Consider the following 25,679-nt stretch of genomic DNA (forward strand, 5'->3'; position numbering starts at 1 on the left):
CTTGATCTCTCATTATTTCATCAACCGTCCGCATTTTGCCGCTGTAATCGCTATCCTGATGGTGCTGTTTGGCGCAGTCTGTGTACGCCTGATACCGATCTCGGAATACCCGAACATCACCCCACCTCAGGTCTATGTTTCGGCAAACTATCCCGGTGCCGATGCACAGGTGATCCAGGAAGCCATAGCCACCCCGATCGAAGAGCGCGTGAACGGCATCGAAGGCATGTTGTACATGCAATCCACCAGCTCGAACGATGGCAGTTATGACCTAAGCGTATCTTTCGAATTGGGGACTGATCCCAACGTCGCGGCGGTCGAGGTTCAGAACAGGATCGCACTGGCAAGCTCGGCGCTGCCCGCCGTGGTTCAACAGCAAGGTATCGAAGTCACCAAACAATCGGGCAACATGATCCTTGTGATCAACCTCACCTCTCCCGACGGGTCGCGGGACGAGCTGTATCTGAGCAATTATGCCGCCAACTTCCTGCATGATCCATTGCAGCGCTTGCCTGGGGTGGGCGGGGTCTCGCAATTTGGTCAGCTGGAATACAGCATGCGGGTTTGGATTGACCCGGTACGCATGGCCGCGCTGAACATTACTGCGGCCGAGATTGCCGATGCGATTGAAAACCAGAATGTTGCGGCCGCGGCCGGGCAGGTTGGTGCCCCTCCGTTTGGCGATGCACGTACCGACTTTCAGTTCAAGCTGCGAGCCGAGGGGTTGCTGAGGGACGCCGATGAGTTCGGGCGGATCATCGTCGCAACTGGCGACGACGGATCGGTTACACGGCTTGAGGATGTCGCGCGTATCGAGCTGGGCTCGGCCACGTACTCCGGGTCTTCTCAGCTGGACGGGAAAGACACTGCTGCGATTGCCGTGCATCAGGAAAGCACGGCTAACGCGCTGGAGATTTCGGATAGCATTCAAAGCCTGATGGGTGAGCTTTCGAAGAAGTTCCCAGACGGCGTCTCGTATGAGATCACTTATGACGCCACCGATGCCGTTCGCGTTTCAATCGAGGACATCCTGAAAACGCTCGCTTTGACCGCCGGTTTGGTGATCGCGGTGACATTCTTCTTCCTGGCCAGCTTCAGGGCCACCATCGTGCCCGCCATCGCGATCCCTGTGTCGCTGCTGGGGGCGGTCGCGTTGATTTATACCATCGGGTTCAGCGCCAACATGATCACATTGTTCGCCCTGGTGCTGGCGATTACCCTGGTCGTCGACGATGCGATCATCATTGTCGAAAACGCCGAGCGCATCGCCAGCGAAGAAGACCTTGGTCCGCGTGAAGCCACGCTCAAGGCAATGGCGCAGGTGAACCGGCCAATTATCGCGACGACCTTTGTTCTCGGCGCGGTTTTTGTCCCGGTGTGTTTCTTTCCCGGCGTGACCGGAACCATCTATTACCAGTTCGCCGCAACCATTATCTTTGCGTTCGTTCTGTCCGCTGTGAATGCTCTGACCTTGGCGCCGGTGTTGTGCGCGATGGTCCTGAAGTCGGGAACCAAACCGATCGGACCCCTGCGCTTTGTCCCCGCGGTTGTGGGCGCGATCAGGCGGCTTTACGTGAAACTTGTGTCCCTGATGCTGCGCTATATGGTCGTGTCGCTGATCGTATTCGCAGCATGCGTCGGTGCCACGGCTTACTTGTTCAAGACCGTGCCGACCGGCCTGATCCCGCAGGAAGACAATGGTGTACTGCTTGCAGCGATGCAGCTTCCTGACGGTGCCTCGCTGCAGCGCACGCAGGCGTTTATGGCCGAGGCCGGGGAACTCATCGAGAAGACCCCGGGCGTAGACACGGTCACGACTGTTTCAGGTGCAAGTATGCTGGCCGGTGGTCGATCGAATGCAGGTATGGCAATCGTGACGCTGACGCCCTGGGATCAGCGCAAAACACCGGATCTGCATTGGAACGCCATCATGCAGAAACTGGACGAACAACTCGCCACTCTGCCCCAGGCTGAAAGCTATGTGTTCCCCTTCCCGACCATTCACGGGCTGGGTTCGACCGGGGGCATTTCGGTCGAGCTTCTGGATCTTGAAAAAGGCGATGGTGGCCAGCTGGATTCGGTGATGAACGCCTTTGTCACCGCGCTGAACGCCGCACCTGAATTCGTGCGTGCACATGGCAGTTTCTCGGGCCAAACGCCTCAGTACCGCTTGTCGGTGGACCGTGACCGGGCCGAGGCGCTAGGCGTAAACGTGTCAGATATCTTTACTGCGCTTCAGGCCAACCTGAGTTCCTACTTCGTGGACAACTTCATCCTGTCAGAGCGTGTGTATTGGGTCATCATCTCGGCTGATGCCCCGTTTCGGCAGACCCTGGAAGACGTGGACAATATCTACGTCAAAAACAGCGCGGGTGAGTCGTTGCCACTGCGGAACTTCATCACAAGCGAACCCGTCCTCGCCCCGGACTCGATCCCGCGATACAACCTGTTCACGGCCGCCTCGGTCAGCGCCCAGCTCGCGGAATCTGTCAGTTCGGGTGACGGGATCAACGCGATGCAGAAGATCGCCGACGATACCTTGCCCGACGGGTTCCGCATTGAATGGTCTGGTGTGACCCAGCAAGAGGTCAAATCACAAGGTCTGGTTCCTTACATCATGCTATCCGCCTTGATATTGGCCTACCTCTTCCTGGTTGTGCTGTACGAAAGCTGGGTCCTGCCGCTGTCCATTGTGACCTCGACGGTGTTTGCTTTGCTAGGTGCGTTGATACCACTGGCCTATTACCCCTTCTTGACCAGCAATATCTTTGCGCAGGTCGGCATGGTGCTATTGATCGGTTTGGCCGCGAAGAAAGCAATTATGGTCGTCGAATTTGCCAATCAAGAGCGTCTGAGCGGAGCCAGCATCAAAGACGCAGCGCTGAAGGCGGCAGAAATCCGATTCCGTCCGGTCACGATGACAGGTCTGTGTTTCATCGTCGGCGTGTTGCCTCTGGTGCTTTCCAGTGGCGCGGGTGCCGCTGCGCGGACATCCATTGGCTATCCGGTCCTATTCGGGATGATCGTCGACAGCACGCTCGGCCTGCTCATGATCCCGGTGCTATACGCAGCGTTCCAATCGATCAGGGAGTATCTGGTACGGATCGGAAAGCACAGGTCCCGGGCGTGACCAGCGGGGCCAGGAGTGTCGTAAACCTCTCCTAAGTCGGCGCCCGGCCGGGGCTACTAGGTTGATTGAGTAGCCGGGGATTTCTTGGCTGTGCATCCCATGCACGAACACCAAGCGCATTACACTGTGCTGATCGTCAGATAGTCTTGCTGCTGTACGAGGTCGCGCCCAGTCAGCCAGAATTCATCCAGCACAAACTCCGTTATCTCGACCTTTTGGTCGACGTTGAAATCATGAACATACGGATAGAGCATGATCATCCAAACCACTGCCATCAACTCGTCAAATCTTTTGGGACGGCATCGGACTGCATTGCTGCGAGTAGAAAACCGGAACGTATCCAAGCCATTTAAGCTTCGCATCTGCGATGGAAGATCAAGCAAATTCTGGTTGTTGCGCGTACCATGAAATTTTTCGGCAAACCGATTGTAAAGCCAGGTAGTTGTATGGGAGCGCTCGGTCGAAGATGACATAAGCGCCAGGTGCATTCTACCCGGCCTGTTCAACAGCTGGGTGCAAATCATGTTCACCAAACGGGGCCAGATTTCGATTGGACAATAATACAGCGCATGGTGGAGCGTAATCAGGTCAAAGGACCCGCCACCGAAATACTTGCTCAAAGCGTTGGTGATGGCTACTTCGTTTGTGAAATCAATCAGAAAATCACCCTGCACCAAATGAACATTGTTCAGCAGAGTTCTCTCGACGCGGTTTCTTACGGCTTCTAGCGCTTCGGGATCGCGATCATAGAGCCACAGTCCACCGTCGGACAGCGCATGCAGCAGTTGAAACTGCGGTTCTTCACTTGAGCCTATAGAGAGGGTTCTTAGGGCTTTATCTGTTGGGTTTTCGCGCAAGAGTGACTTGACACCGCGCATCAAATCGCACGCTACATCCGTTTTTTCATCTGTGTAACGCTCCCAAGTTTGTACCTGATCACGCAGTTTGCGATCCGATGCCTTTAGGCCGATCTCGATCAGATCATCTCGGGAAAAAGCGCGTGGGTCACCGGCTTCCGTCTTGGTTTCGTCATACATTGCTCTGACTCCGAGTTATGCAGTCGGTCAGCTTTCGAGAAAGGCCACATTTTCAGTGTTGCCCAGTATTGAGCGAACAAATATCCGCTCTGATTTCAAACGCGGCTACGCGAGTGCTGTCGAATTGAATATGTGACGTCTAAATTAGGAGCGTCCCTTTCTGCCAATGCTCAGTCGTGGAGCATCACGTAAGGCAGGAACGTGAACTTGGTATATTTCACCACTCTTTCTTGGTTAACGCGCGAAATAGTGGCGATAGAGAATATCTTTCATATCGCGTCGACAACGACCAAGGTCCAAGAGCTCGCGCTCGGACATCATGTCGATTTCACGCATTTTCCTTTTGTATTCGGCATTCTTTTCACGCCTCGCCTTCCTTTCATCGGCAGAAGCGAAGAGGTTGGATAAGATACCGTTGCCAGTGCCATAATCGGTGTAGGCCATAGTCTATTCCCCCTTTGATTTTTCGCTTGGTTCAAGGAATAGATCGGGTCTTTTGCTTAATCTCGCATGTACCGGTTATTAACGTGCCTTAATTCTGGCATTCAACTTCAAGCTGCGATTTGACTTGGAAAGCCTTCTGATGCCGAGCGTCTATTGACTACGGATTTCTGAACTAAGTCAGGAACGGCTACTGAACACAAATGTTGCGGGATTTGTTGCGGGATCGGCTTAAATCCCGCGACGGATTCGAACCTCAGAAACAAGAAGTTACTTATTTTCAGTGTTTTAGGGGGGAAACCAGTGGCGGACCGAGGAGGATTCGAACCCCCGACCCCTTGATTCGTAGTCAAGTACTCTATCCAGCTGAGCTATCGGTCCGCGTTGGTGAGGCGCTGTTTAGACCTCGGGCTGGGGACGTGCAAGCTGATTCTTCAAAAAATCATCAAAAAGTCACGTCGCCTCGGGGAAGCCTTATTTCAAAGGTGGTTCCGTTCGGCCCGGTGTCTTTCAAAAACAGCTCTCCGCCGTGCCCGCGGACCAGTTCTTGCGAAATAGCCAGCCCAAGACCCGAGCCGCCCTTGCGGACACCGCCCTGAAACGGTGTGAACAGGTTCTCGCGCGCTTTGGGCGGCAGGCCGGGGCCGGTATCGCTGATCTCGATACACCAGTTGGTATCATGCTCAGACGCGGTAACAGTGATGCGGCCGGGTTTGCCTGCTGCCACCAGCGCCTGCCGGGCATTGCGCACGAGGTTCATGATAACGCGGAACATCTGCTCAGGGTCGGCGCGGGCAACAAGCTCGGCGGGTACGTCATTGAGGATTTCCACACAGGCATCCGCAATCGCCAGTTGCTCGCTGGCGACGACATCAGCGGCAACATCATGCAGCGGCACCATCGTCAGCGTGGGGGCCGGTTCTTCGGCGCGACCGAAGGCCAATGTACTTTCACATAAGGAAACCGCGCGGGTGATCGAGTTCACCAGTTTAGGCGCCATACGCGCTACCAGCGGGTCATCGCTGGCCTCAATCCGGTCGGTGAACAGCTGGGCCGATGTCAGGATGTTGCGTAAATCATGGCTGACCTTGGCAACTGCCCCACCCAATTGCGCCAGCCTTTCGCGTTGCTTCAACGCTTGGGTTAGATCGGTTTGCAACATCTGCAACGCCTCTTCCGCCTCGCGCAGTTCGGTTACTTTGGAGTTGGGGGAAATGATGCCGCGCGCATCCTCGGGCGCGCTGGCATAGCGTTGCATGTATCCCACCACCCCCTTGATGGGTCGCACCAGCACCACCCGCACAGCCAAAAACAGCAGCGACGCCGTAATGATCGAGATGACAAAAGAAAGACCCAGAATGCGCAGGCCATAATCCGTCATGGCCATGCGCAAGGGATCGCTGTCCATGGTGACTTCGATCAGCAAGCCCGCATCTTTTACCGGGGCGCCGATCACGCGGATGACTTCGTTCTCGGGTGTGAAAAAGCGCAAGGTCGCATCGCGGATCAACACCCAGGCACTGGCGTCGCGCAGATCATAGGTCTGGTTGACCCGGTCCGGGATCGGCGACGACAGCATCAGCTGGCGCACCTCATCGCGGCGCAGAACGACATTGTAGACGCCCGCGTTCACCAGCAACTCGGCTTCCAGATCATCAGCCAGCATGTCATCGGCCAGCAACGCCAACGAAGCGATCTGGGCGCGCTCAAGCCGGGTCAGCAGGAAATCCTCGCGGAACCGCGCGATCGAGGGCACAAAGATCAGGATTTCGGCCAACATCACGAAGACCGTCGTCAGGATCAGAAATCGGCCCGACAGCGAGTTCACTTTACGCTCCTCCTCGGGTCAGGGAATCCAGCGCTGGACAAACCTGACCACCCGTTTAACCGTTTGATTCTCAAACAGCCTTGGCGAGAAATAGGCTCCCGCTACGCGTTTGTTAAGCTCTCCAATCGTTGGATAGGGCGAAACCATTGCGGCGATCTGACCCATTTTGAGGGTATTGGCCAGAGCAAGAGACCACAAGTTGATCAATTCCCCGGCCTGATGCCCCACGATTGTCGCGCCCACCGGACGGCCTTTTAACACCATGACCTTAATGAAGCCCTTTGTTTTGCGCTGGGAAATGGCGCGGTCATTGTGGTGGTAATCAAAGCGGGCAACTTCGATTGCGTCTCCGTGCTGCGCGCGCGCCTGTGCTTCGGTCAGGCCGACCTGCGCCAGCTCGGGATCGGTATAGGTGGCCCAAGGTATATGCGTGGTTTTGGCCTTCGACGGCAACCCGAACAGGGCCGAGCGAATGATGACGCCAGCCTGATATCCTGCAACATGGGTGAATTGCATCCCGCCCGCTACGTCTCCGATGGCATAGACCTTACGGTTGGACGTCCGCAGCGAGTCGTCGACCTTGATACCCGTCCGTGTGCGATCAATGCCTGCCGCCTGAAGGTTCAGCCGGTCGATATTTGCCTTGCGCCCCACCGCCAGCAGCAGGTGCGTACCCGAGTGGATATCGCCGTTTTCAGTGACCACATCGATCGCCCCGGCCTCGCCCCTGATCTGGGCGACCATGGCTTGTTCATGGATTGCCACGCCCTCAGCCCGCAGGCTGTCCAGCACCACCGCGGCCGCCTCGGGGTCATCCTTTCCCAGCGCGGCCATCCCTTCGATCACAGTAACCTTGCACCCCAGCCTGATATGCGCCTGCGCCATCTCCATCCCGATGGGGCCGCCGCCGATGATCAGCAGATGCTCGGGCTTGTCACGCAGGTCGAATATCGTCTCATTGGTATAGTAAGGCACCTGATCCAGCCCCGGCAGCGGCGGCACCAGGGGTGACGACCCGGTGGCAACCACGACGCGGCGCGCGGTGATCAGGTGATCACCGGCCTTGACCTGCGTGGGGGAAACAAAGCTGCCATATTCGCGGATAACTTTGACGCCGAACCCTTCGAAACGCTCCTGACTGTCCATCGGTTCGATCTGGGCGATCACATCATGCACATGATCCTTGGCCGCAGCATAGTCCACCTGCGGCACCACATCCGCCACGCCCAGCGCCGCCGAATGCGCCTGCCCATAAGCGGCCTTGCCGCTGGCGATCAGTGCCTTCGAGGGCACGCACCCGAAATTAAGGCAGTCTCCGCCCATCTTGTGCCCTTCCAGCAAGATGACGTCCGCACCCATCTGGCTGGCACCGGCTGCCACGGACAACCCGCCCGACCCGGCGCCGATCACCAGGATATCGGTCTTCAGCTTTTGCATGGATCAGGCGTCCTTTCGACCACGGAGGGATTTGATGACGATCGGCAAAGCGGCCAGGACACACAAGCCGATGATCGGGCCGATGACAAACGGCTCCCACAGCAACGAAACATCCGGGGTCTCACCGCGGTCGAACACGCCGCCCAGCCCGACCCCAATCCATGTATAGACGATACCGCCCGGAATGATGCCCAGCGCTGTCGTGATGAGGAAATTGCGGAACTTCACCCCCACCAGCGCGGGCACCAGATTGGCCACGAAGAACGGCACCACAGGCACAAGTCGCAGCAGGAACAGGACCGAGATCTCGTTCTCGCGCAGCCCGTCCTTCAGTTTCTTGACCGTCCCCTCGGACGATTCCAACCGGGCGGTCAGTGATTCACCCAACCCCCAGCGGGCTGCCAGAAAGATCGCCGAGGCACCGATGGTTGCCGCAAAGACGTTGAACACGGTTCCCGCGAACAGGCCGAACAAGAACCCTCCGGTCATCGACGCGACCGCTGCGCCAGGCAGGGAAAAGGCAACAATCACGATATAAATCCCGATAAACGCTGCAGCCATCGTCCAGTAATGACTGTCTCGCCAGTTCAGCAGCGACTCGCGGTTGTCTCGCAAGGTTTCAAATGTCAGGTAGTCGCCCAAGGTGAAGAAGCCCACTGCCGCAACAGCGAGAATCACCAGCAATGGAATATGACGCGCAAGTCCGCTGCGCGGGGCCTGAGCCGTATCACTCATCAGCTTGTCCGGTTTTGTTCGTTTCATTTGCATACAACATGCGACGCCTGCGGGCCGCACAACAGAGACCTCACGCGGCGTTGATCTTTATGGCAAGGAATGTGAGAGTTTCCGGCGCTGAGCCCTGCGATTTGAAACCTTTTGCTGGCGCCGGTTACAGAATTGTTGCAAAAGGCGCCAAAACACCCACCTTGGGGTTTGACTTAGCACCCGTGACCCAGTAGAGGACGGGCTTCGAACATTAGGGCCAGGCGAATCCGCGCCGCACCCACCGCTATAGATTGGAGACGGAGCGATGAAACGCACCTATCAGCCTTCGAACCTGGTTCGCAAACGCCGCCACGGTTTCCGCGCGCGCATGGCCACCAAAGCCGGCCGCAAAATCCTGAACGCGCGCCGCGCTCGTGGCCGCAAGTCGCTGAGCGCGTAAACCGCCTCACCGACCAGGTTATGAACATGACGCCGCCGGAGGCCCCTGAGGATGGTAACAGCCAGCCGAGGGTGACGCCCCCGGCGGCGTCCGTTTGCGCACCTAAAACTTTGACAGTGCTGCAGAACCGGTCTGACTTTCTGAAAGTCGCGCGCGCGAAACGGCAGGGCACGGCCTCGATGATGGTACAGGCCCGCAAGCGCGGCCCGGACGAAGTGCAGGGTATTCGCGTCGGGTTCACCTGTTCCAAGAAGGTCGGCAATGCCGTAGCCCGCAACCGCGCCAAACGCCGCCTGCGCGAGGCCGCTCGCGCGGTTTTGCCCCAGCAAGGCCGCGACGGCTGGGACTATGTGCTGATCGGGCGCGCCGAAGTCACCGCCGCCCGCCCATTCGATGCGCTGCAAGACGATCTGCGCTATGCCCTGCGCAAACTGCATGGCGGAAAATGACGCTGTTTGCCCATATCCTCGCCCTGCCGGTGCGGGCCTATCGGCTGATCTTCAGCCCGTGGGTGGGCTTCAATTGCCGCTATCAGCCGACCTGCTCGGCCTATGCGTTGGAAGCGCTGGAAAAACATGGCCCTATCAAAGGCACATGGCTGGCCGCGCGGCGCATTGGGCGCTGCCATCCCTGGGGGGGCGACGGCTATGATCCTGTGCCCGACGAATAACCCCGACCCTTGCCCGGCTCACCCATCTACGATAGGCCCGCCCCATGTTTGACGACGCTGACGACATCCATCCGCTCTTTGCTGGCGCGCCCTCGACCACCGAGTTCAAAAAGCTGCGCAAACGCATCGTACGCCAGGCCCGTAAAGCGATCGAGCAATACGGCATGGTGGATCGGAACCACAATTGCACGCCCCGCTGGCTGGTCTGTCTGTCGGGAGGCAAAGACAGCTATACCCTGCTGGCGGTTCTGTACGAGTTGAAATGGCGCGGCCTGCTTCCGGTAGAGCTTTTGGCCTGCAATCTGGATCAAGGCCAGCCGGGCTTTCCGGCCACGGTTCTGCCAGAGTTCCTCAAGCAGATGGGCGTCCCGCATCGCATAGAATTCCAGGACACCTATTCCGTTGTCGTCGACAAAGTCCCGCAAGGCCGCACCTATTGCGCGCTGTGCTCGCGCCTGCGTCGCGGCAATCTGTATCGCATTGCGCGCGAGGAAGGCTGCTCGGCCGTCGTGCTGGGCCATCACCGCGACGATATCCTTGAAACCTTTTTCATGAACCTGTTCCATGGCGGTCGTCTGGCGACGATGCCCCCGAAACTGGTAAACGAAGAAGGCGATTTGTTTGTTTATCGCCCCCTCGCCCACGTGGCCGAAGCGGATTGCGAGAAATTCGCGCGGGCGATGAACTATCCTATCATTCCCTGCGATCTCTGTGGCAGTCAGGATGGCCTGCAGCGGCAACAGGTGAAACAGATCCTTGATCAGTGGGAAAAGAATGCCCCCGGGCGTCGACAGGTGATGTTCCGGGCACTGACAAACGCAAGGCCTTCGCATCTTCTGGACCCTAAACTCTTTGATTTTTCAGGACTTTCCATTAATCCGAGTCAAAAAGACGAAAATTCGGACGAAATTCCGCTGCTGCGTTAACGACTGACTCAGATTGGTTTCCTACGGTTGGGCTGCGCGACCCATGCATAAGCCGAAGGCCGTCAAAACCGATGCGGAATACTGTCTCTGTCGACCGAATACTTGAAACGCTGCGGACCGGCCTGACAGGGCCACAGGCACTTGCCTTTTTACCCGCGACCTGTCTCGCCGCCTTCTGGCTGGGTGGAGAGAGCGCGTTGATCTTGGCGGCGCTTGGCCTGCCCCTTGTCTTTGCTGCGACCGGCATTTGGGGCAGCCGGTTGCACACAGCGACAAGCGCGGGCGCGCGACCCTGCGGGCTGGTGGCCAACGATGTCTTCCAGACCGAGATTCAGATCCTGCACAAGACCGCTCAAAGCACCGGCAGTAACGCAGCCTGTATCGCGGTAGCGCTGGATGAGTATGCTGAACTTCACGACACGCACGGCCAGGCAGCGGCGAACCATGTCGCCCTGCAATTCGGCGATCGCATCCTTGCGATCATCCGAAGCCACGACATCTTCACGCATATCGATCGGAACAGGTTTCTGATCGGGCTTCAGCCGTCCCCTCAGCTTGACCTGGAGGCTTGCATCCAGATGTCCGGGCGTATTCAAAGCGCCATAGAAGAACCGGTCTTGCTGAGCGGTGCCAGCGTCTATCTGTCTTGCTCAGTTGGTTTCTGCCTGCATTCCGACCTCCCGACCGCTGAGGCGGCGGACTGGATCGAAGCCGCCACTGCGGCCCTGTCCGAGGCGCAGCGGAGCGGGCCCTCAACAATCCGTGCCTATTCAAGCGAGACGCGGCGGCGCTCGCTTGTGCGTGCAAACCTGCGTCGGGATTTCCAAGCCGCGCTGGACCATGGAGAGATCTGCCCCTGGTTCCAGCCCCAGGTCTCGACGGATACCGGGAAAATCACCGGGTTCGAGGCCTTGGCCCGTTGGGAGCACCCCAAGAAGGGGGTTCTCGGTCCGCAGGTATTCCTGCCATTCGCCGAACAGGCCGACCTGATGGAAAGGTTGGGCCAGGTGATGCGCCACCATGCGTTTGACGCCATGCAGAAATGGGATGCGGCGGGTCTGGTTGTACCACGGATCGGGATCAATTTCTCATCCGATGAACTGCGCAATCCCGGTCTTGTCGACCGTTTGAAATGGGAACTCGATCAATTCGACCTGACACCGGACCGGCTTGCGGTCGAAGTTTTGGAAACCGTGTTCTCGCGCCGTCCGGATGACGTAATCACCCGCAATGTCACAAGCCTTGCCGCGCTGGGGTGCTGCATTGACCTGGACGATTTCGGCACCGGTCATGCCTCGATCGCTTCGATCAAGCGCTTTGACGTCTCGCGCATCAAGATCGACCGCTCATTTGTTGCGAAGGCCGATCAGGACCCCGGCCAGCAGCAGCTGGTCAGTGCTATCCTGACTCTGGCGGAAAGACTGAATCTGGAAACCCTCGCCGAAGGTGTTGAGACCCCCGGAGAGCATGCTTTGATGGCCCAGTTGGGCAGCGATCATGTGCAGGGGTTCGGCATCGCCAAACCTATGCCCTATGAGCAAACGCAGGACTGGATCATCGCACATCGCGCCAAGATCAAGGGGACGCCCAAGATCGGTCGCAAAATGGGATGAAATCACCATTTGTAACGCTTTGAATCCTGAGTTGCGGCGAATTGGCGGGCGATTCCGCTTGACCTTTGGGGCTGCACTCTGTTGAACCCACCGGGTGTGTTCCAATGCTTAAGGTGGCTGTCCCCGATGGACGATCAGAATAAGAATCTCATCCTCGCAACCGCGCTCAGCTTTCTGGTGATCCTGGTCTGGTTCGTGTTGTTCCCACCGCCGGAACCAACCGCCACGCAGGAAGAGGCCGACATCGCCGCCCTTGAAGGCGAAGCGGTTCAGACGCCCAGCGCCGCCAGCCCGGTAGGCGAAGCAACCACCGCCGCTGAAGAAGCTCAGCCAGAGACACAAGCCCCGCGCGTACAGATCGACACACCGCGTCTGAAAGGCAGCCTGTCCCTTTCGGGTGGCCGCATTGATGAGCTGTTCCTGAAAGACTACAAAGTCTCGATCGACGAGGGGGCACCTATCGTTGAACTTCTGTCCCCGGTTGGCACAGAATCCGCTTATTACGCTCTTTATGGCTGGGCCCCGGGTTCAGGTCTTGCAGGCACCGATGTGCCCGGTCCCAACACGCTGTGGACACTGGAAGAGGGTGACGCGTTGGGTGTCGAGGCCCCGATCACTTTGGCGTGGGAAAACGGGAACGGTCTGACCTTCCGCCGCACCATCTCGGTCGATCAGGACTATATGTTCACTGTCACCCAATCGGTCGAAAACGCCACCCAGTCCGAAGTTGGCATGGCACCCTACGGCATCCTTGCCCGCCATGGCATCGGCGAGGACGGCGACCTGCCGGGTCTGAAGAACTTCTTCATCTTGCATGAGGGCGTGATCGGCATGGCCGACGGCACCCTTTCCGAGGTCGACTATGGCGATGTGCGCGACTTTGATATTGATCCGAACGAACGTGCCCAGGCCGAAGTTTATCAGGTCAAGCAAGACGGTTGGATCGGATTCACCGACCACTACTGGATGACGACGCTGATCCCCGAACCCGGTTCGGCCTTCAAGGCCGCCGCAAAATACGACTCGCGTCGCAAGATTTATCAGACCGAAACGGTTCTGCCGACACTGACCGTCGCACCGGGAGAAACAGCAGAGGTGACCACCCGGCTGTTTGCCGGCGCGAAAGAATGGGACGCAATCCGCGAGTATCAGTCAGAGGGTGTGCAGAAGTTCATCGACAGTATTGATTGGGGCTGGTTCTTTTTCCTGACCAAGCCGATCTTCTGGCTGCTGCACAATATCAACCTGCTGATCGGCAATATGGGCTGGTCCATCATCGGCTTGACCCTAATCATCAAGGCAATCCTGTTCCCGCTGGCGTTCAAATCCTATGTCTCGATGGCGAAGATGAAGGAACTGCAGCCGCAAATGGAAGCCCTGAAAGAAGCTGCGGGCGACGATCGCCAGAAGATGCAGCAGGGCATGATGGAGCTTTACAAGAAAGAAAAGGTCAATCCGGCCGCCGGCTGCTTGCCGATCCTGATGCAGATCCCGATCTTCTTCTCGCTCTATAAGGTGATATTTGTGACCATCGAACTGCGCCAGGCCCCATGGTTTGGCCCGTTTCAGGATCTCAGCGCACCAGACCCAACCTCGATCTTCAACTTCTTTGGCTGGCTGCCTTGGGCGGGCCCGCAACCTGAAAGCTTTATGGCGCTGATCTTTATCGGCATCCTGCCGCTTCTGCTTGGTATTTCGATGTGGCTACAGCAGAAACTGAATCCGGCACCCACCGATGCAACACAGGCCATGATCTTTGCCTGGATGCCATGGGTGTTCATGTTCATGCTGGGCGGTTTCGCAAGTGGCCTTGTGGTCTACTGGATCGCCAACAACACGATCACGTTCACGCAACAGTACCTGATCATGCGCAGCCAGGGCTATACGCCCGATGTGTTCGGCAACATCAAATCCGGCTTCAAGAAAACACCGAAGACGGACGACAAATGAGCGGAGCGGTCACCAGCCTTTGGAGGCACCCGATCAAAAGCCATGGGCGTGAGCACCTCGATCACGTCTCCATGACCCCCGGGCACACCATGCCCGGGGATCGTGTTTGGGCCGTTGCGCATGAGGCGTCCAAGATCGACGGGTCAGAATGGGCACCCTGTGCCAATTTCAGCCGCGGCGCCAAAGCACCTCAGCTGATGGCAATCTCGGCTGAGTTGCAGGGTGATACGGTGACATTGCGCCATCCAGACCGACCTGATCTGAGCTTTCAGCCCGATACGCAACAAGAGGCGTTTCTGAATTGGGTCAAACCGCTGATGCCTGCTGACCGCGCGGCCTCGGCCCGTATTGTCCGCGTCCCAGGCCGGGGCATGACCGACAGCGACTTCCCTTCGATCAGCCTGTGCAACATGGCCACGCACCGCGCGGTCGAACAGAAGCTAGGGCGCGATCTATCCATCGCACGCTGGCGCGGCAACATCTGGCTTGATGGGCTGCCCCTATGGGAAGAGTTCGAGTGGCTGGGCCGCGATATTCGCATTGGAGACGCCGTATTCCGCATCCGCGAACGCATTACGCGCTGCCTTGCGACAACCGCCAACCCCGAAACAGGTGAACGCGACGCCGACACACTGGGCGCATTGAGCACCTGGAACCATCGGGATTTTGGCGTCTATGCTGAAGTTCTGGAAGGCGGCACCATTCGAACCGGCGATATGGTGCAGGTGCTATGACCACTCTGCCCTTCTCTTTGTCGGAAGAGCCAGACGAGTTTGCTAAAGAAACGGGGCGCAAGCTTTTTGCGGGCGAGTCTGAATTCGTCAAGGGTGTCGTGGCCATGGACGGCCTGCCCGCCCCAGATCGACTGGAGGTCTGCTTTGCAGGCCGCTCGAACGTAGGCAAATCCAGCCTGATCAACGCGCTGACGGGAACCAAAGGGTTGGCGCGCGCATCGAACACGCCGGGTCGTACGCAAGAGATCAACTTTTTCACCCAAGGCCCCGAGCTGTATCTGGTCGACCTGCCCGGCTATGGCTATGCCAATGCGCCAGTGAAGGTGGTGGAAAAATGGCAGCGACTGCTCAAGCAGTACCTGAGCGGTCGCCAGACTCTGCGCCGGGCCTTCGTGCTGATCGACGCGCGGCATGGGGTGAAACCGGTGGATGCCGAGATCATGAAGCTGCTGGATACCAGCGCCGTGACCTTTCAGGCCGTGCTGACCAAGGCAGACAAGGTCAAAGCCAAGGATCGCGAAAAAGTGCTGGATCAGGTGCGCGGCGCGCTGTCGAAACACCCCGCGGCCTTCCCTGAAATCGTGCTGACCTCGTCCGAAAAGGGCGACGGCATTCCGACCTTGCGCTCGATCATCGCGCATCTGGAATAGCTTGGCCCTTGGCAGCACCCCCCAAAGGCCCTAACACGGGTGGCCAGAGGGACATATAGCCATGAAGACAAGAGACATGAACCGGGACTGGATCGCCACCGCCGCCACACTCAACAGCGCCCTGCCCTATCTGCAGCGTTATGATGGCGCGATTGTCGTCATCAAGCTGGGCGGGCACGCCATGGGCAGCGACGAGGCGATGGAAAGCTTTGCGCGTGATGTCGTGCTGATGCGTCAGGTCGGCGTGAACCCGGTGATCGTTCATGGCGGTGGTCCGATGATCAACGCGATGCTGGGCAAGCTAGACATCCAGTCCGAGTTTGTCGGCGGCAAGCGTGTGACCGACAAAGCCACTGTTGAGGTGGTCGAGATGGTACTGTCTGGCCTGGTCAACAAACGCATCGTGCAGGCGATCAACGGTCAGGGTGGCTCGGCTGTAGGTTTGTCCGGCAAAGACGCCAACCTGATGGTCTGCAATCAGACCGATCCTTCGTTGGGGTTTGTGGGCTCACCGTCGCAGATGAACCCGAAAGTGCTGCACGACCTGTTCTCGCATGATGTGATCCCCGTAATCGCGCCTTTGGGTGCCGGCCGTGAGGGTGAGACATTCAACGTCAATGGCGATACCGCTGCGGGAGCGATCGCCTCGGCGCTGAAGGCCGATCGCCTGTTGCTGCTCACCGATGTCTCAGGCGTCAAGAACGCCGCCGGAGATGTCGTGACCGAGCTCAAGGCCGGTCAGATCCGCGAGATGACGCTGGAAGGCACCATCGCGGGCGGCATGATCCCCAAGACCGAAACCGCGCTGGATGCCCTGCACAGCGGCGTGCGTGCGGTGGTCATTCTGGATGGCCGCGCGCCCAATGCCGTTCTGTTAGAGCTGTTCACGGAACACGGCGCCGGCTCGCTGATCCGACCGGATTGATTGGACTAGGGGCGCGAGATGGATCAGACGAACGCCAGCCCCGAATTCACGCGCGTTGACAAGGCGGCCCGGTCTGTTGGCCTGATCGTCATGGGGGCCCTTCATCCCCGTATATCCGAGGCCAAACAACTGGATGGTGGCACCCTAGTCCTGCTGGGCACCGCCGGAGCATTCTGGCCGGTGCTGCAAGCCGCGCCGGAATGGGATGGCCCTGATCCGGTCGATCGCTGGTCAATCCGCGTGATCGGAGAACTGGCCGGGGCTTTAGGTGCCCAGGCCCATTTTCCCTTCGGTGGTCCGCCCTATGCACCCTTCATCGACTGGGCGTTGAAATCCGGGCGGGCCTTCAGCAGTCCGGTCGGCGCTTTGGTACATGATGCCGTGGGGATGCTGATTTCGTATCGCGGCGCGCTGCATTTTCCTGATGAAGTCGGGATCCCGCAAGCCCCTGGCCCCTCGCCTTGTATCACGTGCCCGGCCCCCTGCGCGACGGCTTGCCCGGTTGAGGCGCTGAACACCGAGGATTTCTACAACGTGGCGGCATGCCACGACCATCTGGATACGCCAGACGGCCAAACCTGCATGACTGGCGGATGCCTCGCCCGGCTTGCCTGTCCGCTCAGCGCCGGGGCCGAGCGTGATCCGGAGCAATCCGCCCATCACATGCAGGCTTTTCACCCATCATGACCCGCACCCTGATCCTGACCCGCCATGCGAAATCCAGTTGGGATGACCCCATGCTCGCCGACCACGACCGTCCCCTGACCAAGCGTGGGCGCAAATCGGCCCGTGCGATCGGATTGTGGTTGCGTGAAAAGGGCTGGCTACCGGATCAGGTTCTAAGCTCAACCTCTGCGCGCACCCGAGAAACATGGGACCGTATGGGCTTGCAAGCGGGTAAGGTTGGTTTCGACAAATCGCTCTATCATGCCGGATCTGCAGACATGAAGCGCGCGCTTTCAGCCGCAACCGGATCCACCGTGCTGATGCTGGGGCACAATCCGGGGATCGGCGAGTTTGCAGGCCGCGCCGTGGCGCTCGCGCCGGATCATAGCCGGTTTCATGATTATCCCACCTGCGCAACGACGGTGATCCGGTTCGACATATCAGGCTGGACAGAGCTAACATGGCACCGCGGAGAAGTGTTAGGCTTTGCCATTCCACGCGAGTTTCTGGAATAACGCAGTGCACTGAGTGAGCACGATCTGTGCCAAAGAGATTGATACAATAACTCTCGAGCACTTGCCCCGAAGCTTCGCGCGTGAAGCCCAAAAAAACGCAAGCACGCGACGCGCCAGTCAGATGCGCTCCCTGAGACCGCCTGAGTTTACGGCACCCCTCAGACCGGGATTTTGGTGATTTGTAGGCTATGTGCTACGGTCGGCGCACTAGCCGTTCCAGTCTTTTGATCACGGGACATTGACTACAATTTCGAATTTATCAGAAAGGGCTACTACATGTCTTTTGGGCCTTATTACTTCAACTTAACAAACCTGCGCGCCATTTCGAGAGTGGCTTTTGCGGTAGTAACCCTTGGTGTCACATCCGCGACGATGGCGTCTGCTCAGGAGTTCATGACCCAAGAAGAGCTTCTTGCGACCATACCCGGCGCCCAAATATCCGGGATATCCAACAACGACGGAAAAACGCCTTGGGTACAAGCTTATAGCAAGGCGACAAGCAAGAAGAATGGCAAGCTCAATGGCCTTTGGAATGGAAAGGACAAGTACTCCGGAGATTGGTTCGTCAAAGGCGACCAGTGGTGCGAAAAAGGGGATTGGGGTCAGAAGTGTTGGAGCGTTGAACGCATTAGCACAAACGAATTTCGTATCTATGAAGACGGACAACCGAGAAAGAACACATGGAAACTCAAGTAGAGGTGCTTTTCTAAGCAGCAGCTTGTTGCACTTAACTTCAAACCGGTGCGAAAGCACTTAAATCTGCGAGAAGAGCCGCCAAACAAGTGGCGGCTCTTTACATTTCGTCATGCCGACGTGATCGCCGAAAACCCTATTATTCAAAAGTTCCCGGGTTCAATGACCCAGAATCTGGCTCAGGAACAGTTTTGTCCGTTCGCTCTGCGGGTTGTTGAAGAACTCTTCGGGTTCATTCTGTTCAACGATCTGCCCGGCATCCATAAAGATCACTCGGTTGGCGACCTGACGGGCAAAGCCCATCTCGTGCGTCACACACAGCATGGTCATGCCTTCCTCGGCCAGTTCGATCATGGTGTCGAGCACCTCTTTGATCATCTCGGGATCCAGCGCCGATGTCGGTTCATCAAACAACATGATCCGCGGCATCATGCAAAGCGAGCGGGCAATCGCCACGCGCTGCTGCTGACCACCGGACAATTGTCCCGGGTACTTCAACGCCTGATCGGGGATTTTCACCTTTTCAAGGAAATGCATCGCGCGCTCTTCGGCCTCTTTCTTGGGCGTCTTGCGTACCCAGATCGGGGCCAGCGTGCAGTTCTCCAAAATGGTCAGATGCGGGAACAGGTTGAAGTGCTGGAACACCATGCCAACCTCGGACCGGATTTTGTCGATGTTCTTGAGGTCATTCGACAACTCAGTCCCATCCACCACGATCGTGCCCTGCTGGTGTTCTTCCAGCGCATTCAGGCAGCGGATCAGAGTCGATTTACCCGATCCTGAGGGCCCCGCGATCACGATCCGCTCGCCTTGATTGACGGTCAGATTGATGTCGCGCAGCACATGGAAAGACCCGTACCACTTGTTCATGCCGTTGATTTCGATGGCGACCTCATCGCTCACCTGCATCTTCGAGCGGTCGATTTCGCGTTCTACTGCAAGTTCAGACATATGTTGAACTCCTTAACGATGATCCGTGGCAAGGCGACGCTCGAGCCACTGGGAATATTGAGAGATGCCGTAACAGACGACGAAGAACAGAAGCGCGGCAAAGCCAAACAGCTCCCAGTAGATACCTTGCCATTCGGTCGACGCCAGAATGGGGCCGCGGATCATGCCCACCAGATCGAACATCGAAATGACCGAAACCAGTGTGGTGTCCTTGAACAGGCCAACGGCCACGTTCACGATACCGGGGATCGAGATCTTCAGAGCCTGCGGCAGGATGATCAGACGCATCGCCTGCGGGTAATCCAGACCCAGACTGTCTGCAGCCTCGTACTGTCCCCGTGGAAGCGCAGCCAAACCGCCGCGGATCACCTCGGCGATATAAGCGGCCGAGAACATGGTGATCATGATCACCACGCGCAGGAACAGGTCGACCGTACTGTCAGGCGGGAAGAAATATGACAGCATCACCGAAGCCACAAACAGCAGCGTGATCAGAGGCACGCCACGGATGAATTCGATGAAGATGACACAGACCCATTTGATCAGCGGCATGTTCGACTGACGACCAAGCGCCAGAGCGATCCCAAGCGGCACTGACAGCGACACGCAGGTCACGCCCAGCATCATGTTCAACATGAAGCCGCCCAGATCCCGGCTGGGAACATAGCTTAGCCAAGCATTTTCCGACGCACCTTCAGGGATCAGAGCCGCGCCAATATTCCACACGATCAAAGCAACGATGATCGCACCGAAGAACCCGGCGGCAAAGCTGTTCTTGCCCAGTTTCTGAAACACCGCGCCCGCAGCGATACAACCCACCAGAGCAACCAATGGCGCAAGGATCGTGCCGCCCCAGATCAGCCAAAAGGCAATAAACGGGTATAGTCCGGTAAAGATCAGCATCTTGCGCGGCAGGTCGAAGAACAGGACCGGAGCAAAAGCAACCAGCATCAGCACGAAGGCAAGATTGGGCCGCCAATAGGCATCCGTTGGATATTTGAATCCATAGATCAGCTGTGGCCAACGTTCGGTCAGAACTGCAAAGCAGGCCCCTGTTTTTCCTGCCAGTATCTCGCGGCATTCGGCCAGCGAGTTGGCATTCCAAACCCCATTCAGAATCCACGGCAGCGAATTCTTCAAGATGAGGTAGATCAGGATCAGCGAGAGGATCGTCAAGATCGTGTTGGTCACGCCCGAGAACAGGTTCTCGCGCATCCATTTGACCACACCGACCTCGTTTGCCGGGGGCGGTGAGGGAGGGATCGTACCTTCTGCCACGAAGGCGATCGAATTTGTCGTTTGATCACTCATGGCTCAGCGCTCCTTCAACTTGACGGATGCGTTGTAGACGTTCATCACCAGCGAAATCAGCAGCGAGGCCGTCAGGTAGAACAGCATCAGCAACAGAACACATTCGATCGCACGACCGGTCTGGTTCAGCGTGATGCCGCCCAAGGTCGCGGTGATGTCCGCGTATCCCACAGCAATCGCCAGCGACGAGTTCTTGGTGATGTTCAGGTATTGCGAAATCAGCGGCGGGATGATCACGCGCAAAGCCTGCGGCAGGATCACCAGATTCATGATCCGACCGGGGCGTAAACCCAGCGCAGCGGCCGCCTCGGTCTGGCCTTTGCTGATCGCCTGAATACCCGCGCGGACGTTTTCCGCGATAAAGGCGCCTGTGTAGATCGACAGAGCAAACCATAGCGCGATCAGGGGCGCACCGATCTGAAGACCCCCGCGCAGATTGAAGCGGTTTGCCAAAGGATCAGGCAGGTCCCAGGAAAGTCCCAGCAAAAACAGAACAATGATCAGCGGCACGAACCAGATCGCTGCATTCAAAAGCAACGTATTCGGCCTGTCGCCTGTTTTCTCTTGCTTTAGCTGTGCGTTTTTATTCACAACCCGCGTCGAGAAATAGGACGCAACCAACACGGCGATTACCAGCAACCAATTCGCGACGCCGCCAAAACCGCCGGTAAAGTACGGAAACGGTACGTAAATGCCCCGGTTGGTAAAGGCAAAAAGTCCAAGCGCCATTCCACGCTCGGCATCCTCACCCAAATAGGCCCTTGGCGCAGGCATCGCAGCGGTAATGATGAAGAAGATGATGAGAATCCAGATCAGAACCGGAATGTTCCGGAAGATCTCGACATAAAACGCCATCAGTTTTGAGATGAGCCAGTTGTTCGACAGGCGCAAAACACCGGCAATAACACCGAACACCGTTGCTGTGATACACGCCAGAAAGGCCACCAGCAGCGTGTTGAGAATACCAACAACCGCAGCCCGCCCGTGCGAGGACTGGCTGTCATATTCGATCAGACGTTGGTTAATGTCGTATCCGGACGGATCGCCCAGAAAGGAATAGGAAATGTTCAGGCCAGCGGCCCGGAGGTTCTGGATCAGGTTGTTTCCCAGATACCAGATGCTAAGCGCAATAACGATGGCCGCAATCACCTGAAATGTAAGCGAGCGATAGCGGGTATCGTTTATGAGCATAGACAACCGAAAGTCAGCCTTCGGTGGGTCAGTCATAGTCGACATATTTTGAGATCCCCGTAGCATGCGGAGGCTTCGTTATCGGCGGGGTTTTCCCCACTCCCGAGCGCGCCGCAGCAATTTGATGAGAAAAGGGCGCAGGTTGCCCCGCGCCCTCTCCTTCGAAATTTTAGCGGAACGGCGGTGAGTACAGCAGGCCGCCGTCTGTCCACTGTGCGTTCAGGCCACGTGCCAGACCGATCGGGGTTTCTTCGCCGATATTCTTGGCAAAGACCTCGCCATAGTTACCACCGGCTTTGATCGCCTTGGCGGCCCAGTCTGCGTCCAGACCCAGCATCTCGCCCAGCGTACCTTCGGTACCCAGGAGGCGGTTGACTTCTGGGTTGTCCGTGCCAGCCGACATTTCGTCGATATTGGCCGAGGTCACGCCCAGCTCTTCGGCCGAGACCAGAGCGTTCAGGGTCCAGCGGACAACATCGCCCCACTCGTGATCGCCGTGACGGACCAGCGGGCCCAGCGGTTCTTTCGAGATGATTTCGGGCAGCAGGACGTGGTCACCAGGGTTTTCGAACGTGGCGCGGGTTGCGGCCAGGCCCGAGGCGTCGGTGGTGTAAACGTCACATGCGCCAGCCAGGTACTGCTGCTGCGCTTCGGCGTTGGTTTCGATCGGAACCGGCTCATAGCTGATGTTGTTCGAGCGGAAGAAATCCGCCAGGTTCAGCTCGGTGGTGGTGCCGGTCTGGATGCACACGGTCGCGCCGTCCAGTTCCTTGGCCGAGGTCACGCCCAATGCTTTGGGAACCATGAAGCCCTGACCGTCATAGTAGTTTACACCAACAAATTCGAACTTCAGGTCGACATCGCGGCTGAAGGTCCATGTGGTGTTACGGGCCAGCATGTCGATCTCACCCGAGGCCAGCGCGGTGAAGCGTGTCTTACCGGTGGTCGGAACAAATTCAACAGCGCTTGCATCGCCCAGAACGGCAGCGGCAACAGCGCGGCACAGCGAGACGTCAAAGCCCTGCCATTCGCCATTCGCGTCGGGTGCAGCAAAGCCGACCAGACCGGTGGTCACACCGCAGTTCAGCTTGCCACGTGCTTTGACATCGTCAACGGTCCCTGCCGCAGCGGCGCCGGCGGCCAGGCCGGCAATTGTCGCCACGCCCAAGATTACGGATTTTTTCATTTTTACCTCTTCCTGATTTTCCGCTCCTTAGCGGAACGGTTCGATCCGGCGCATGCGCACCAGAAAGGTTACCCAAAAGGTGTCTCCCCTTTAGTGGCCCGAGTTTGGGCGTATTCATCAGCAAACGTCAAGGGCCGGATCATGGAAATCGATAGGTCAATCAGACGGAATTTAGCGGCGAGATCGTCATTTTGTCCGTCTGGTCTCAGATGGAGAGATCATAGAAACGCTTAGCGTGCATAAAGGCGGCCTCTTTGACCTGCGCGGCGGCTTCGGCCTCGTCATCATGGCCCCATTGCTCGATCTGCCAAAGTTCGTCTAGCCTGGAAATACGCCAGATCTCATCCGGTTTGCGCCAATTCTGAGCAGCCGCAAAACCCAGAATCAAGGAACCGGACAGACTGACCAGATCGTGAAACGCCGCCATCTGAAACGGCGTGAGCGCATGAACCCCCGCGCGCAGCTTTTTCAAAGCCTGCGGATCCTGCGGCTGGTGCACCACCCCGGCCCGCGGGATCAGCCTTACACCCAAGGCCTCGGCGGCCCAGTCGAGCGCCGGATCCCAGGCCTCGGCCTGCCGGGCCTGGAGCGCTTCCGGGTGGGTGGCGCGATAGCACAACAAATCCGAATCGCCGTAATCCGCGAGCATGTCGGCGACCTCGGGATGCTGATGCTGCACCTTGTCCAGCGCCGCATTGGCTGAGCGGGTGAAGGGCATGGTGGTTGGATCAACCTCATTCTCCTGCGCATCCCATTCGGCGGCCACAGCCTCGGCCATGGCGCGGGTGGGCAGGATCAGGGCAGCCTTCGCAGGCGTCTTCACCCTGCGGCCATCCAGTTCGACCGTATGACCGCCTTCGGTCTCCACGACCGCGCTGTCGGTCCAGAAGCGTTTGGGTTTCCAGTCGCTCATCTTAGTTGTCCCAGATCTTGGCCAGTGCGTCTGGCAAATGTTCAAACCCGTCGATCACCATGCGCGCGGCGTGCAAGGCGGACCGGTCGTGATAGCCCCAGCTGACGCCGATCCCGGCGACCTGCGCGGCGGCGGCCATCTCCATATCGAAACTGGTGTCGCCGATCATCGCCGCGTGCCGGGGCGATACTCCGGTTTCCGCCAATGCCGTTTCGATCATCGACGGGTGCGGTTTCGACGGATGGTGATCCGCCACCTGCCGGGTGACAAAATAGCGCTCAAGCCCATGCGCCTCGAGCAGCGCATCCAACCCGCGCTGGGATTTGCCCGTGGTCACGCCCAGCAGAACCTCGTCCTGCCCATGCAACGCCTCGATCACCGCGCGCGCGCCGGGATAAAGCGGCGAGCTGGCCGCGCCCTGTTCAAGCCGTTGGGCGTGATAGGCTTGTTTGTATCCCTCAACCAACTGTCCCTGCACCTTCTCAGGCTGGTCTGGCGCTAGGCGCGCCATCGCGTGGGGCAAGGACAGGCCGACGATCGACAGAATCGCCCTGCGGTCAGGCACCGGTAGCGACAGCGCCTCGAAACAGGCGGTCATGGCCGAAACGATGGCCCCCTGACTGTCGACCAGAGTGCCATCCACATCAAACAGAACCAGCCGCAGGGGCGTGCTCATCGCAGCTCCTCGAACGGATCATCAGCGGCAAGGTCTTCAGTCCAGCCCAGCGTATCCCAGCTGTGCTTCATATGCTCCGGCAGCGGGGCCTCGATCGCCACCGACTTTCGGGTCATCGGATGTTCAAAGGACAAGCGCCTTGCATGCAGGTGCAGCTTTTTGCTGATCACGCCGCCCAGCTGCGCGCCCCAGCCATCGCCGAGATTTTCCTGCCCCGAACCGCCATATTTGCCATCGCCGATAATCGGGTGGCCAATCGCTGCCATATGCGCGCGCAACTGATGGGTCCGGCCCGTGACAGGCTCCATCGCGACCCATGCGGCCCGACCCGCCACGCGATAAAGCGTTGCATAAAGCGTATGCGCCCGCTTTGCGCCGGGTGTGTCATTCACTTCGCTGGAATGGATAGCGATCATCTTCTCGCCTTCCCCCTGCTTGCCATGGCCGGGGGCCTTGACCAGCCCGGTCTTGATCTCGCCCAGATAAGGCGTGGGCACGCCAGCCACCAGCGCCCAGTAAATCTTGCGCGTGTTGCGGTGGCGGAATGCAGCGGTCAAGCCCTTGGCCGCCTCGCGCGTGCGCGCCATCAACAGCACGCCGGAGGTATCCTTGTCCAGCCGGTGCACAAGGCGCGGGTTCTCGCCATAGCCAAAGCGCAGCGCCTCGGACAGGCTGTCCACATGGCGGGTCTGGCCGCTGCCGCCCTGTACCGGCAAGCCATGGGGCTTGTTTAGCGCCAGAATATGGTCGTCGCGATAGATCACGCAGGACTGGATCATCTTCGCATCCGCATCCGAGACACGGTGCTTCACCTCAACCGGCTTATGGTCCGCATCGGGCAGCGGCGGCACGCGCACAGACTGCCCGACCTCCAACCGTGTCGAGGCTTTGACCCGTCCGCCGTCGACCCGCAGCTCGCCCTTGCGGCACATCTTCTCGATCCGGCCCTGGCTGACATGCGGGAACAGGCGGCGCAGCCAGCGATCCAGCCGCTGCTCGCCATCGCCTTCCGCCACGATGATCATCTGTACGCCGCTCATATCCTTGCCCCTTGCCTGATGTCCGGCCCCG

At 58.3% G+C, this 25,679-nt stretch carries 25 protein-coding genes and 1 tRNA gene; 13 read left to right on the plus strand and 13 right to left on the minus strand.

Features of this window, described 5'->3' with window-relative positions; translation table 11 throughout:
- The first annotated feature begins 1 nt into the window (after window position 1).
- Entirely contained in the window at window positions 2-3,130 is a 3,129-nt protein-coding gene (locus ACR0KM_RS03515) for an efflux RND transporter permease subunit (protein ID WP_480856565.1), read from the plus strand.
- A 119-nt stretch (window positions 3,131-3,249) separates the two neighbouring features.
- Here the strand turns inward: ACR0KM_RS03515 and ACR0KM_RS03520 are convergent, their stop codons facing one another.
- The 6 genes from ACR0KM_RS03520 to ACR0KM_RS03545 form a co-directional block, all read right to left on the minus strand.
- Window positions 3,250-4,167, minus strand: coding sequence for a class I SAM-dependent methyltransferase (locus ACR0KM_RS03520; RefSeq protein WP_480856563.1), 918 nt, complete (start codon window positions 4,165-4,167; stop codon window positions 3,250-3,252).
- A 234-nt stretch (window positions 4,168-4,401) separates the two neighbouring features.
- A complete protein-coding gene (locus tag ACR0KM_RS03525; RefSeq protein ID WP_480819122.1) occupies window positions 4,402-4,611 on the minus strand; it encodes a hypothetical protein in 210 nt (69 codons plus the stop codon).
- 301 nt (window positions 4,612-4,912) lie between these two features.
- Window positions 4,913-4,989, minus strand: a tRNA-Arg gene (locus tag ACR0KM_RS03530).
- Window positions 4,990-5,053: 64 nt separating this feature from the next.
- Entirely contained in the window at window positions 5,054-6,436 is a 1,383-nt protein-coding gene (locus ACR0KM_RS03535; RefSeq protein ID WP_480856561.1) for a sensor histidine kinase, read from the minus strand.
- Between the two features lie 18 nt (window positions 6,437-6,454).
- On the minus strand, window positions 6,455-7,873 hold the full coding sequence (locus tag ACR0KM_RS03540; protein WP_480856560.1) for a dihydrolipoyl dehydrogenase family protein: 1,419 nt from the start codon (window positions 7,871-7,873) through the stop codon (window positions 6,455-6,457).
- Window positions 7,874-7,876: 3 nt separating this feature from the next.
- A complete protein-coding gene (locus ACR0KM_RS03545) occupies window positions 7,877-8,608 on the minus strand; it encodes a TVP38/TMEM64 family protein (RefSeq protein ID WP_480856558.1) in 732 nt (243 codons plus the stop codon).
- Between the two features lie 295 nt (window positions 8,609-8,903).
- Here ACR0KM_RS03545 and rpmH point away from each other — a divergent pair, with 295 nt between their 5' ends.
- The 12 genes from rpmH to ACR0KM_RS03605 all read left to right on the plus strand — a co-directional run bounded on the left by rpmH (window position 8,904) and on the right by ACR0KM_RS03605 (window position 18,383).
- Entirely contained in the window at window positions 8,904-9,038 is a 135-nt protein-coding gene (gene rpmH, locus ACR0KM_RS03550; protein ID WP_005980833.1) for a 50S ribosomal protein L34, read from the plus strand.
- 26 nt (window positions 9,039-9,064) lie between these two features.
- Window positions 9,065-9,487: a ribonuclease P protein component gene (gene rnpA, locus ACR0KM_RS03555; RefSeq protein WP_480856555.1), complete on the plus strand. Its 423-nt coding sequence runs from the start codon at window positions 9,065-9,067 to the stop codon at window positions 9,485-9,487.
- Entirely contained in the window at window positions 9,484-9,708 is a 225-nt protein-coding gene (yidD, locus tag ACR0KM_RS03560; protein ID WP_480532580.1) for a membrane protein insertion efficiency factor YidD, read from the plus strand. The genes rnpA and yidD overlap by 4 nt, the downstream gene beginning before the upstream one ends.
- A gap of 44 nt (window positions 9,709-9,752) precedes the next feature.
- Complete coding sequence (ttcA, locus tag ACR0KM_RS03565) at window positions 9,753-10,634, plus strand: tRNA 2-thiocytidine(32) synthetase TtcA (RefSeq protein ID WP_480856553.1); 882 nt, start codon at window positions 9,753-9,755, stop codon at window positions 10,632-10,634.
- A 71-nt stretch (window positions 10,635-10,705) separates the two neighbouring features.
- Complete coding sequence (locus ACR0KM_RS03570; RefSeq protein WP_480856551.1) at window positions 10,706-12,247, plus strand: putative bifunctional diguanylate cyclase/phosphodiesterase; 1,542 nt, start codon at window positions 10,706-10,708, stop codon at window positions 12,245-12,247.
- Window positions 12,248-12,373: 126 nt separating this feature from the next.
- Window positions 12,374-14,197, plus strand: a complete 1,824-nt coding sequence (gene yidC / locus ACR0KM_RS03575) for a membrane protein insertase YidC (RefSeq protein ID WP_480856549.1) — start codon at window positions 12,374-12,376, stop codon at window positions 14,195-14,197.
- Window positions 14,194-14,931, plus strand: a complete 738-nt coding sequence (locus ACR0KM_RS03580) for an MOSC domain-containing protein (RefSeq protein WP_480856548.1) — start codon at window positions 14,194-14,196, stop codon at window positions 14,929-14,931. The genes yidC and ACR0KM_RS03580 overlap by 4 nt, the downstream gene beginning before the upstream one ends.
- Window positions 14,928-15,581, plus strand: a complete 654-nt coding sequence (yihA, locus tag ACR0KM_RS03585; protein WP_480856546.1) for a ribosome biogenesis GTP-binding protein YihA/YsxC — start codon at window positions 14,928-14,930, stop codon at window positions 15,579-15,581. Before ACR0KM_RS03580 ends, yihA begins: the two co-directional genes overlap by 4 nt.
- A 61-nt stretch (window positions 15,582-15,642) precedes the next feature.
- Complete coding sequence (gene argB / locus ACR0KM_RS03590) at window positions 15,643-16,506, plus strand: acetylglutamate kinase (protein WP_480856544.1); 864 nt, start codon at window positions 15,643-15,645, stop codon at window positions 16,504-16,506.
- A gap of 18 nt (window positions 16,507-16,524) precedes the next feature.
- The gene (locus ACR0KM_RS03595; protein ID WP_480856542.1) at window positions 16,525-17,193 is read left to right on the plus strand and encodes a ferredoxin; all 669 of its coding nucleotides are present in this window, start codon (window positions 16,525-16,527) and stop codon (window positions 17,191-17,193) included.
- Window positions 17,190-17,687, plus strand: a complete 498-nt coding sequence (locus ACR0KM_RS03600; RefSeq protein WP_480856540.1) for a SixA phosphatase family protein — start codon at window positions 17,190-17,192, stop codon at window positions 17,685-17,687. Before ACR0KM_RS03595 ends, ACR0KM_RS03600 begins: the two co-directional genes overlap by 4 nt.
- Before the next feature lie 276 nt (window positions 17,688-17,963).
- Window positions 17,964-18,383, plus strand: coding sequence for a hypothetical protein (locus ACR0KM_RS03605; RefSeq protein WP_480856539.1), 420 nt, complete (start codon window positions 17,964-17,966; stop codon window positions 18,381-18,383).
- A 156-nt stretch (window positions 18,384-18,539) separates the two neighbouring features.
- Here ACR0KM_RS03605 and ACR0KM_RS03610 read toward each other — a convergent pair whose 3' ends face one another.
- The 7 genes from ACR0KM_RS03610 to ACR0KM_RS03640 form a co-directional block, all read right to left on the minus strand.
- Window positions 18,540-19,331, minus strand: a complete 792-nt coding sequence (locus ACR0KM_RS03610) for an amino acid ABC transporter ATP-binding protein (protein WP_269149813.1) — start codon at window positions 19,329-19,331, stop codon at window positions 18,540-18,542.
- A gap of 12 nt (window positions 19,332-19,343) precedes the next feature.
- The gene (locus ACR0KM_RS03615; RefSeq protein WP_480819109.1) at window positions 19,344-20,642 is read right to left on the minus strand and encodes an amino acid ABC transporter permease; all 1,299 of its coding nucleotides are present in this window, start codon (window positions 20,640-20,642) and stop codon (window positions 19,344-19,346) included.
- A gap of 3 nt (window positions 20,643-20,645) precedes the next feature.
- Window positions 20,646-21,878: an amino acid ABC transporter permease gene (locus ACR0KM_RS03620; RefSeq protein ID WP_480819108.1), complete on the minus strand. Its 1,233-nt coding sequence runs from the start codon at window positions 21,876-21,878 to the stop codon at window positions 20,646-20,648.
- Window positions 21,879-22,002: 124 nt separating this feature from the next.
- Window positions 22,003-23,019, minus strand: coding sequence for an amino acid ABC transporter substrate-binding protein (locus tag ACR0KM_RS03625; RefSeq protein WP_480819107.1), 1,017 nt, complete (start codon window positions 23,017-23,019; stop codon window positions 22,003-22,005).
- 205 nt (window positions 23,020-23,224) lie between these two features.
- Entirely contained in the window at window positions 23,225-23,932 is a 708-nt protein-coding gene (locus ACR0KM_RS03630; RefSeq protein WP_480856537.1) for an ATP12 family chaperone protein, read from the minus strand.
- A gap of 1 nt (window position 23,933) precedes the next feature.
- Complete coding sequence (locus ACR0KM_RS03635; RefSeq protein WP_480856535.1) at window positions 23,934-24,608, minus strand: HAD-IA family hydrolase; 675 nt, start codon at window positions 24,606-24,608, stop codon at window positions 23,934-23,936.
- Window positions 24,605-25,648 carry an RluA family pseudouridine synthase gene (locus ACR0KM_RS03640; RefSeq protein WP_480856533.1) on the minus strand — a complete coding sequence of 348 codons (1,044 nt, stop codon included), beginning with the start codon at window positions 25,646-25,648 and terminating at the stop codon, window positions 24,605-24,607. Before ACR0KM_RS03640 ends, ACR0KM_RS03635 begins: the two co-directional genes overlap by 4 nt.
- Window positions 25,649-25,679: the final 31 nt, after the last annotated feature.

The organism is Ruegeria sp. G10 (assembly GCF_056533645.1).

Excerpts from the sequence above, each read along its gene's own strand:
- yihA (WP_480856546.1), top strand. The coding sequence starts at position 14,928 with ATGACCACTCTGCCCTTCTCTTTGTCGGAAGAGCCAGACGAGTTTGCT.
- ACR0KM_RS03545 (WP_480856558.1), bottom strand. The coding sequence starts at position 8,608 with ATGAGTGATACGGCTCAGGCCCCGCGCAGCGGACTTGCGCGTCATATT.
- ACR0KM_RS03620 (WP_480819108.1), bottom strand. The coding sequence starts at position 21,878 with ATGTCGACTATGACTGACCCACCGAAGGCTGACTTTCGGTTGTCTATG.
- ACR0KM_RS03640 (WP_480856533.1), bottom strand. The coding sequence starts at position 25,648 with ATGAGCGGCGTACAGATGATCATCGTGGCGGAAGGCGATGGCGAGCAG.
- ACR0KM_RS03540 (WP_480856560.1), bottom strand. The coding sequence starts at position 7,873 with ATGCAAAAGCTGAAGACCGATATCCTGGTGATCGGCGCCGGGTCGGGC.
- ACR0KM_RS03525 (WP_480819122.1), bottom strand. The coding sequence starts at position 4,611 with ATGGCCTACACCGATTATGGCACTGGCAACGGTATCTTATCCAACCTC.
- rpmH (WP_005980833.1), top strand. The coding sequence starts at position 8,904 with ATGAAACGCACCTATCAGCCTTCGAACCTGGTTCGCAAACGCCGCCAC.
- ACR0KM_RS03605 (WP_480856539.1), top strand. The coding sequence starts at position 17,964 with ATGTCTTTTGGGCCTTATTACTTCAACTTAACAAACCTGCGCGCCATT.
- ACR0KM_RS03615 (WP_480819109.1), bottom strand. The coding sequence starts at position 20,642 with ATGAGTGATCAAACGACAAATTCGATCGCCTTCGTGGCAGAAGGTACG.
- argB (WP_480856544.1), top strand. The coding sequence starts at position 15,643 with ATGAAGACAAGAGACATGAACCGGGACTGGATCGCCACCGCCGCCACA.
- ACR0KM_RS03630 (WP_480856537.1), bottom strand. The coding sequence starts at position 23,932 with ATGAGCGACTGGAAACCCAAACGCTTCTGGACCGACAGCGCGGTCGTG.
- yidC (WP_480856549.1), top strand. The coding sequence starts at position 12,374 with ATGGACGATCAGAATAAGAATCTCATCCTCGCAACCGCGCTCAGCTTT.
- ACR0KM_RS03600 (WP_480856540.1), top strand. The coding sequence starts at position 17,190 with ATGACCCGCACCCTGATCCTGACCCGCCATGCGAAATCCAGTTGGGAT.
- ACR0KM_RS03580 (WP_480856548.1), top strand. The coding sequence starts at position 14,194 with ATGAGCGGAGCGGTCACCAGCCTTTGGAGGCACCCGATCAAAAGCCAT.
- ACR0KM_RS03570 (WP_480856551.1), top strand. The coding sequence starts at position 10,706 with ATGCGGAATACTGTCTCTGTCGACCGAATACTTGAAACGCTGCGGACC.
- ACR0KM_RS03610 (WP_269149813.1), bottom strand. The coding sequence starts at position 19,331 with ATGTCTGAACTTGCAGTAGAACGCGAAATCGACCGCTCGAAGATGCAG.
- yidD (WP_480532580.1), top strand. The coding sequence starts at position 9,484 with ATGACGCTGTTTGCCCATATCCTCGCCCTGCCGGTGCGGGCCTATCGG.
- ACR0KM_RS03520 (WP_480856563.1), bottom strand. The coding sequence starts at position 4,167 with ATGTATGACGAAACCAAGACGGAAGCCGGTGACCCACGCGCTTTTTCC.
- ttcA (WP_480856553.1), top strand. The coding sequence starts at position 9,753 with ATGTTTGACGACGCTGACGACATCCATCCGCTCTTTGCTGGCGCGCCC.
- ACR0KM_RS03635 (WP_480856535.1), bottom strand. The coding sequence starts at position 24,608 with ATGAGCACGCCCCTGCGGCTGGTTCTGTTTGATGTGGATGGCACTCTG.
- rnpA (WP_480856555.1), top strand. The coding sequence starts at position 9,065 with ATGACGCCGCCGGAGGCCCCTGAGGATGGTAACAGCCAGCCGAGGGTG.
- ACR0KM_RS03625 (WP_480819107.1), bottom strand. The coding sequence starts at position 23,019 with ATGAAAAAATCCGTAATCTTGGGCGTGGCGACAATTGCCGGCCTGGCC.
- ACR0KM_RS03595 (WP_480856542.1), top strand. The coding sequence starts at position 16,525 with ATGGATCAGACGAACGCCAGCCCCGAATTCACGCGCGTTGACAAGGCG.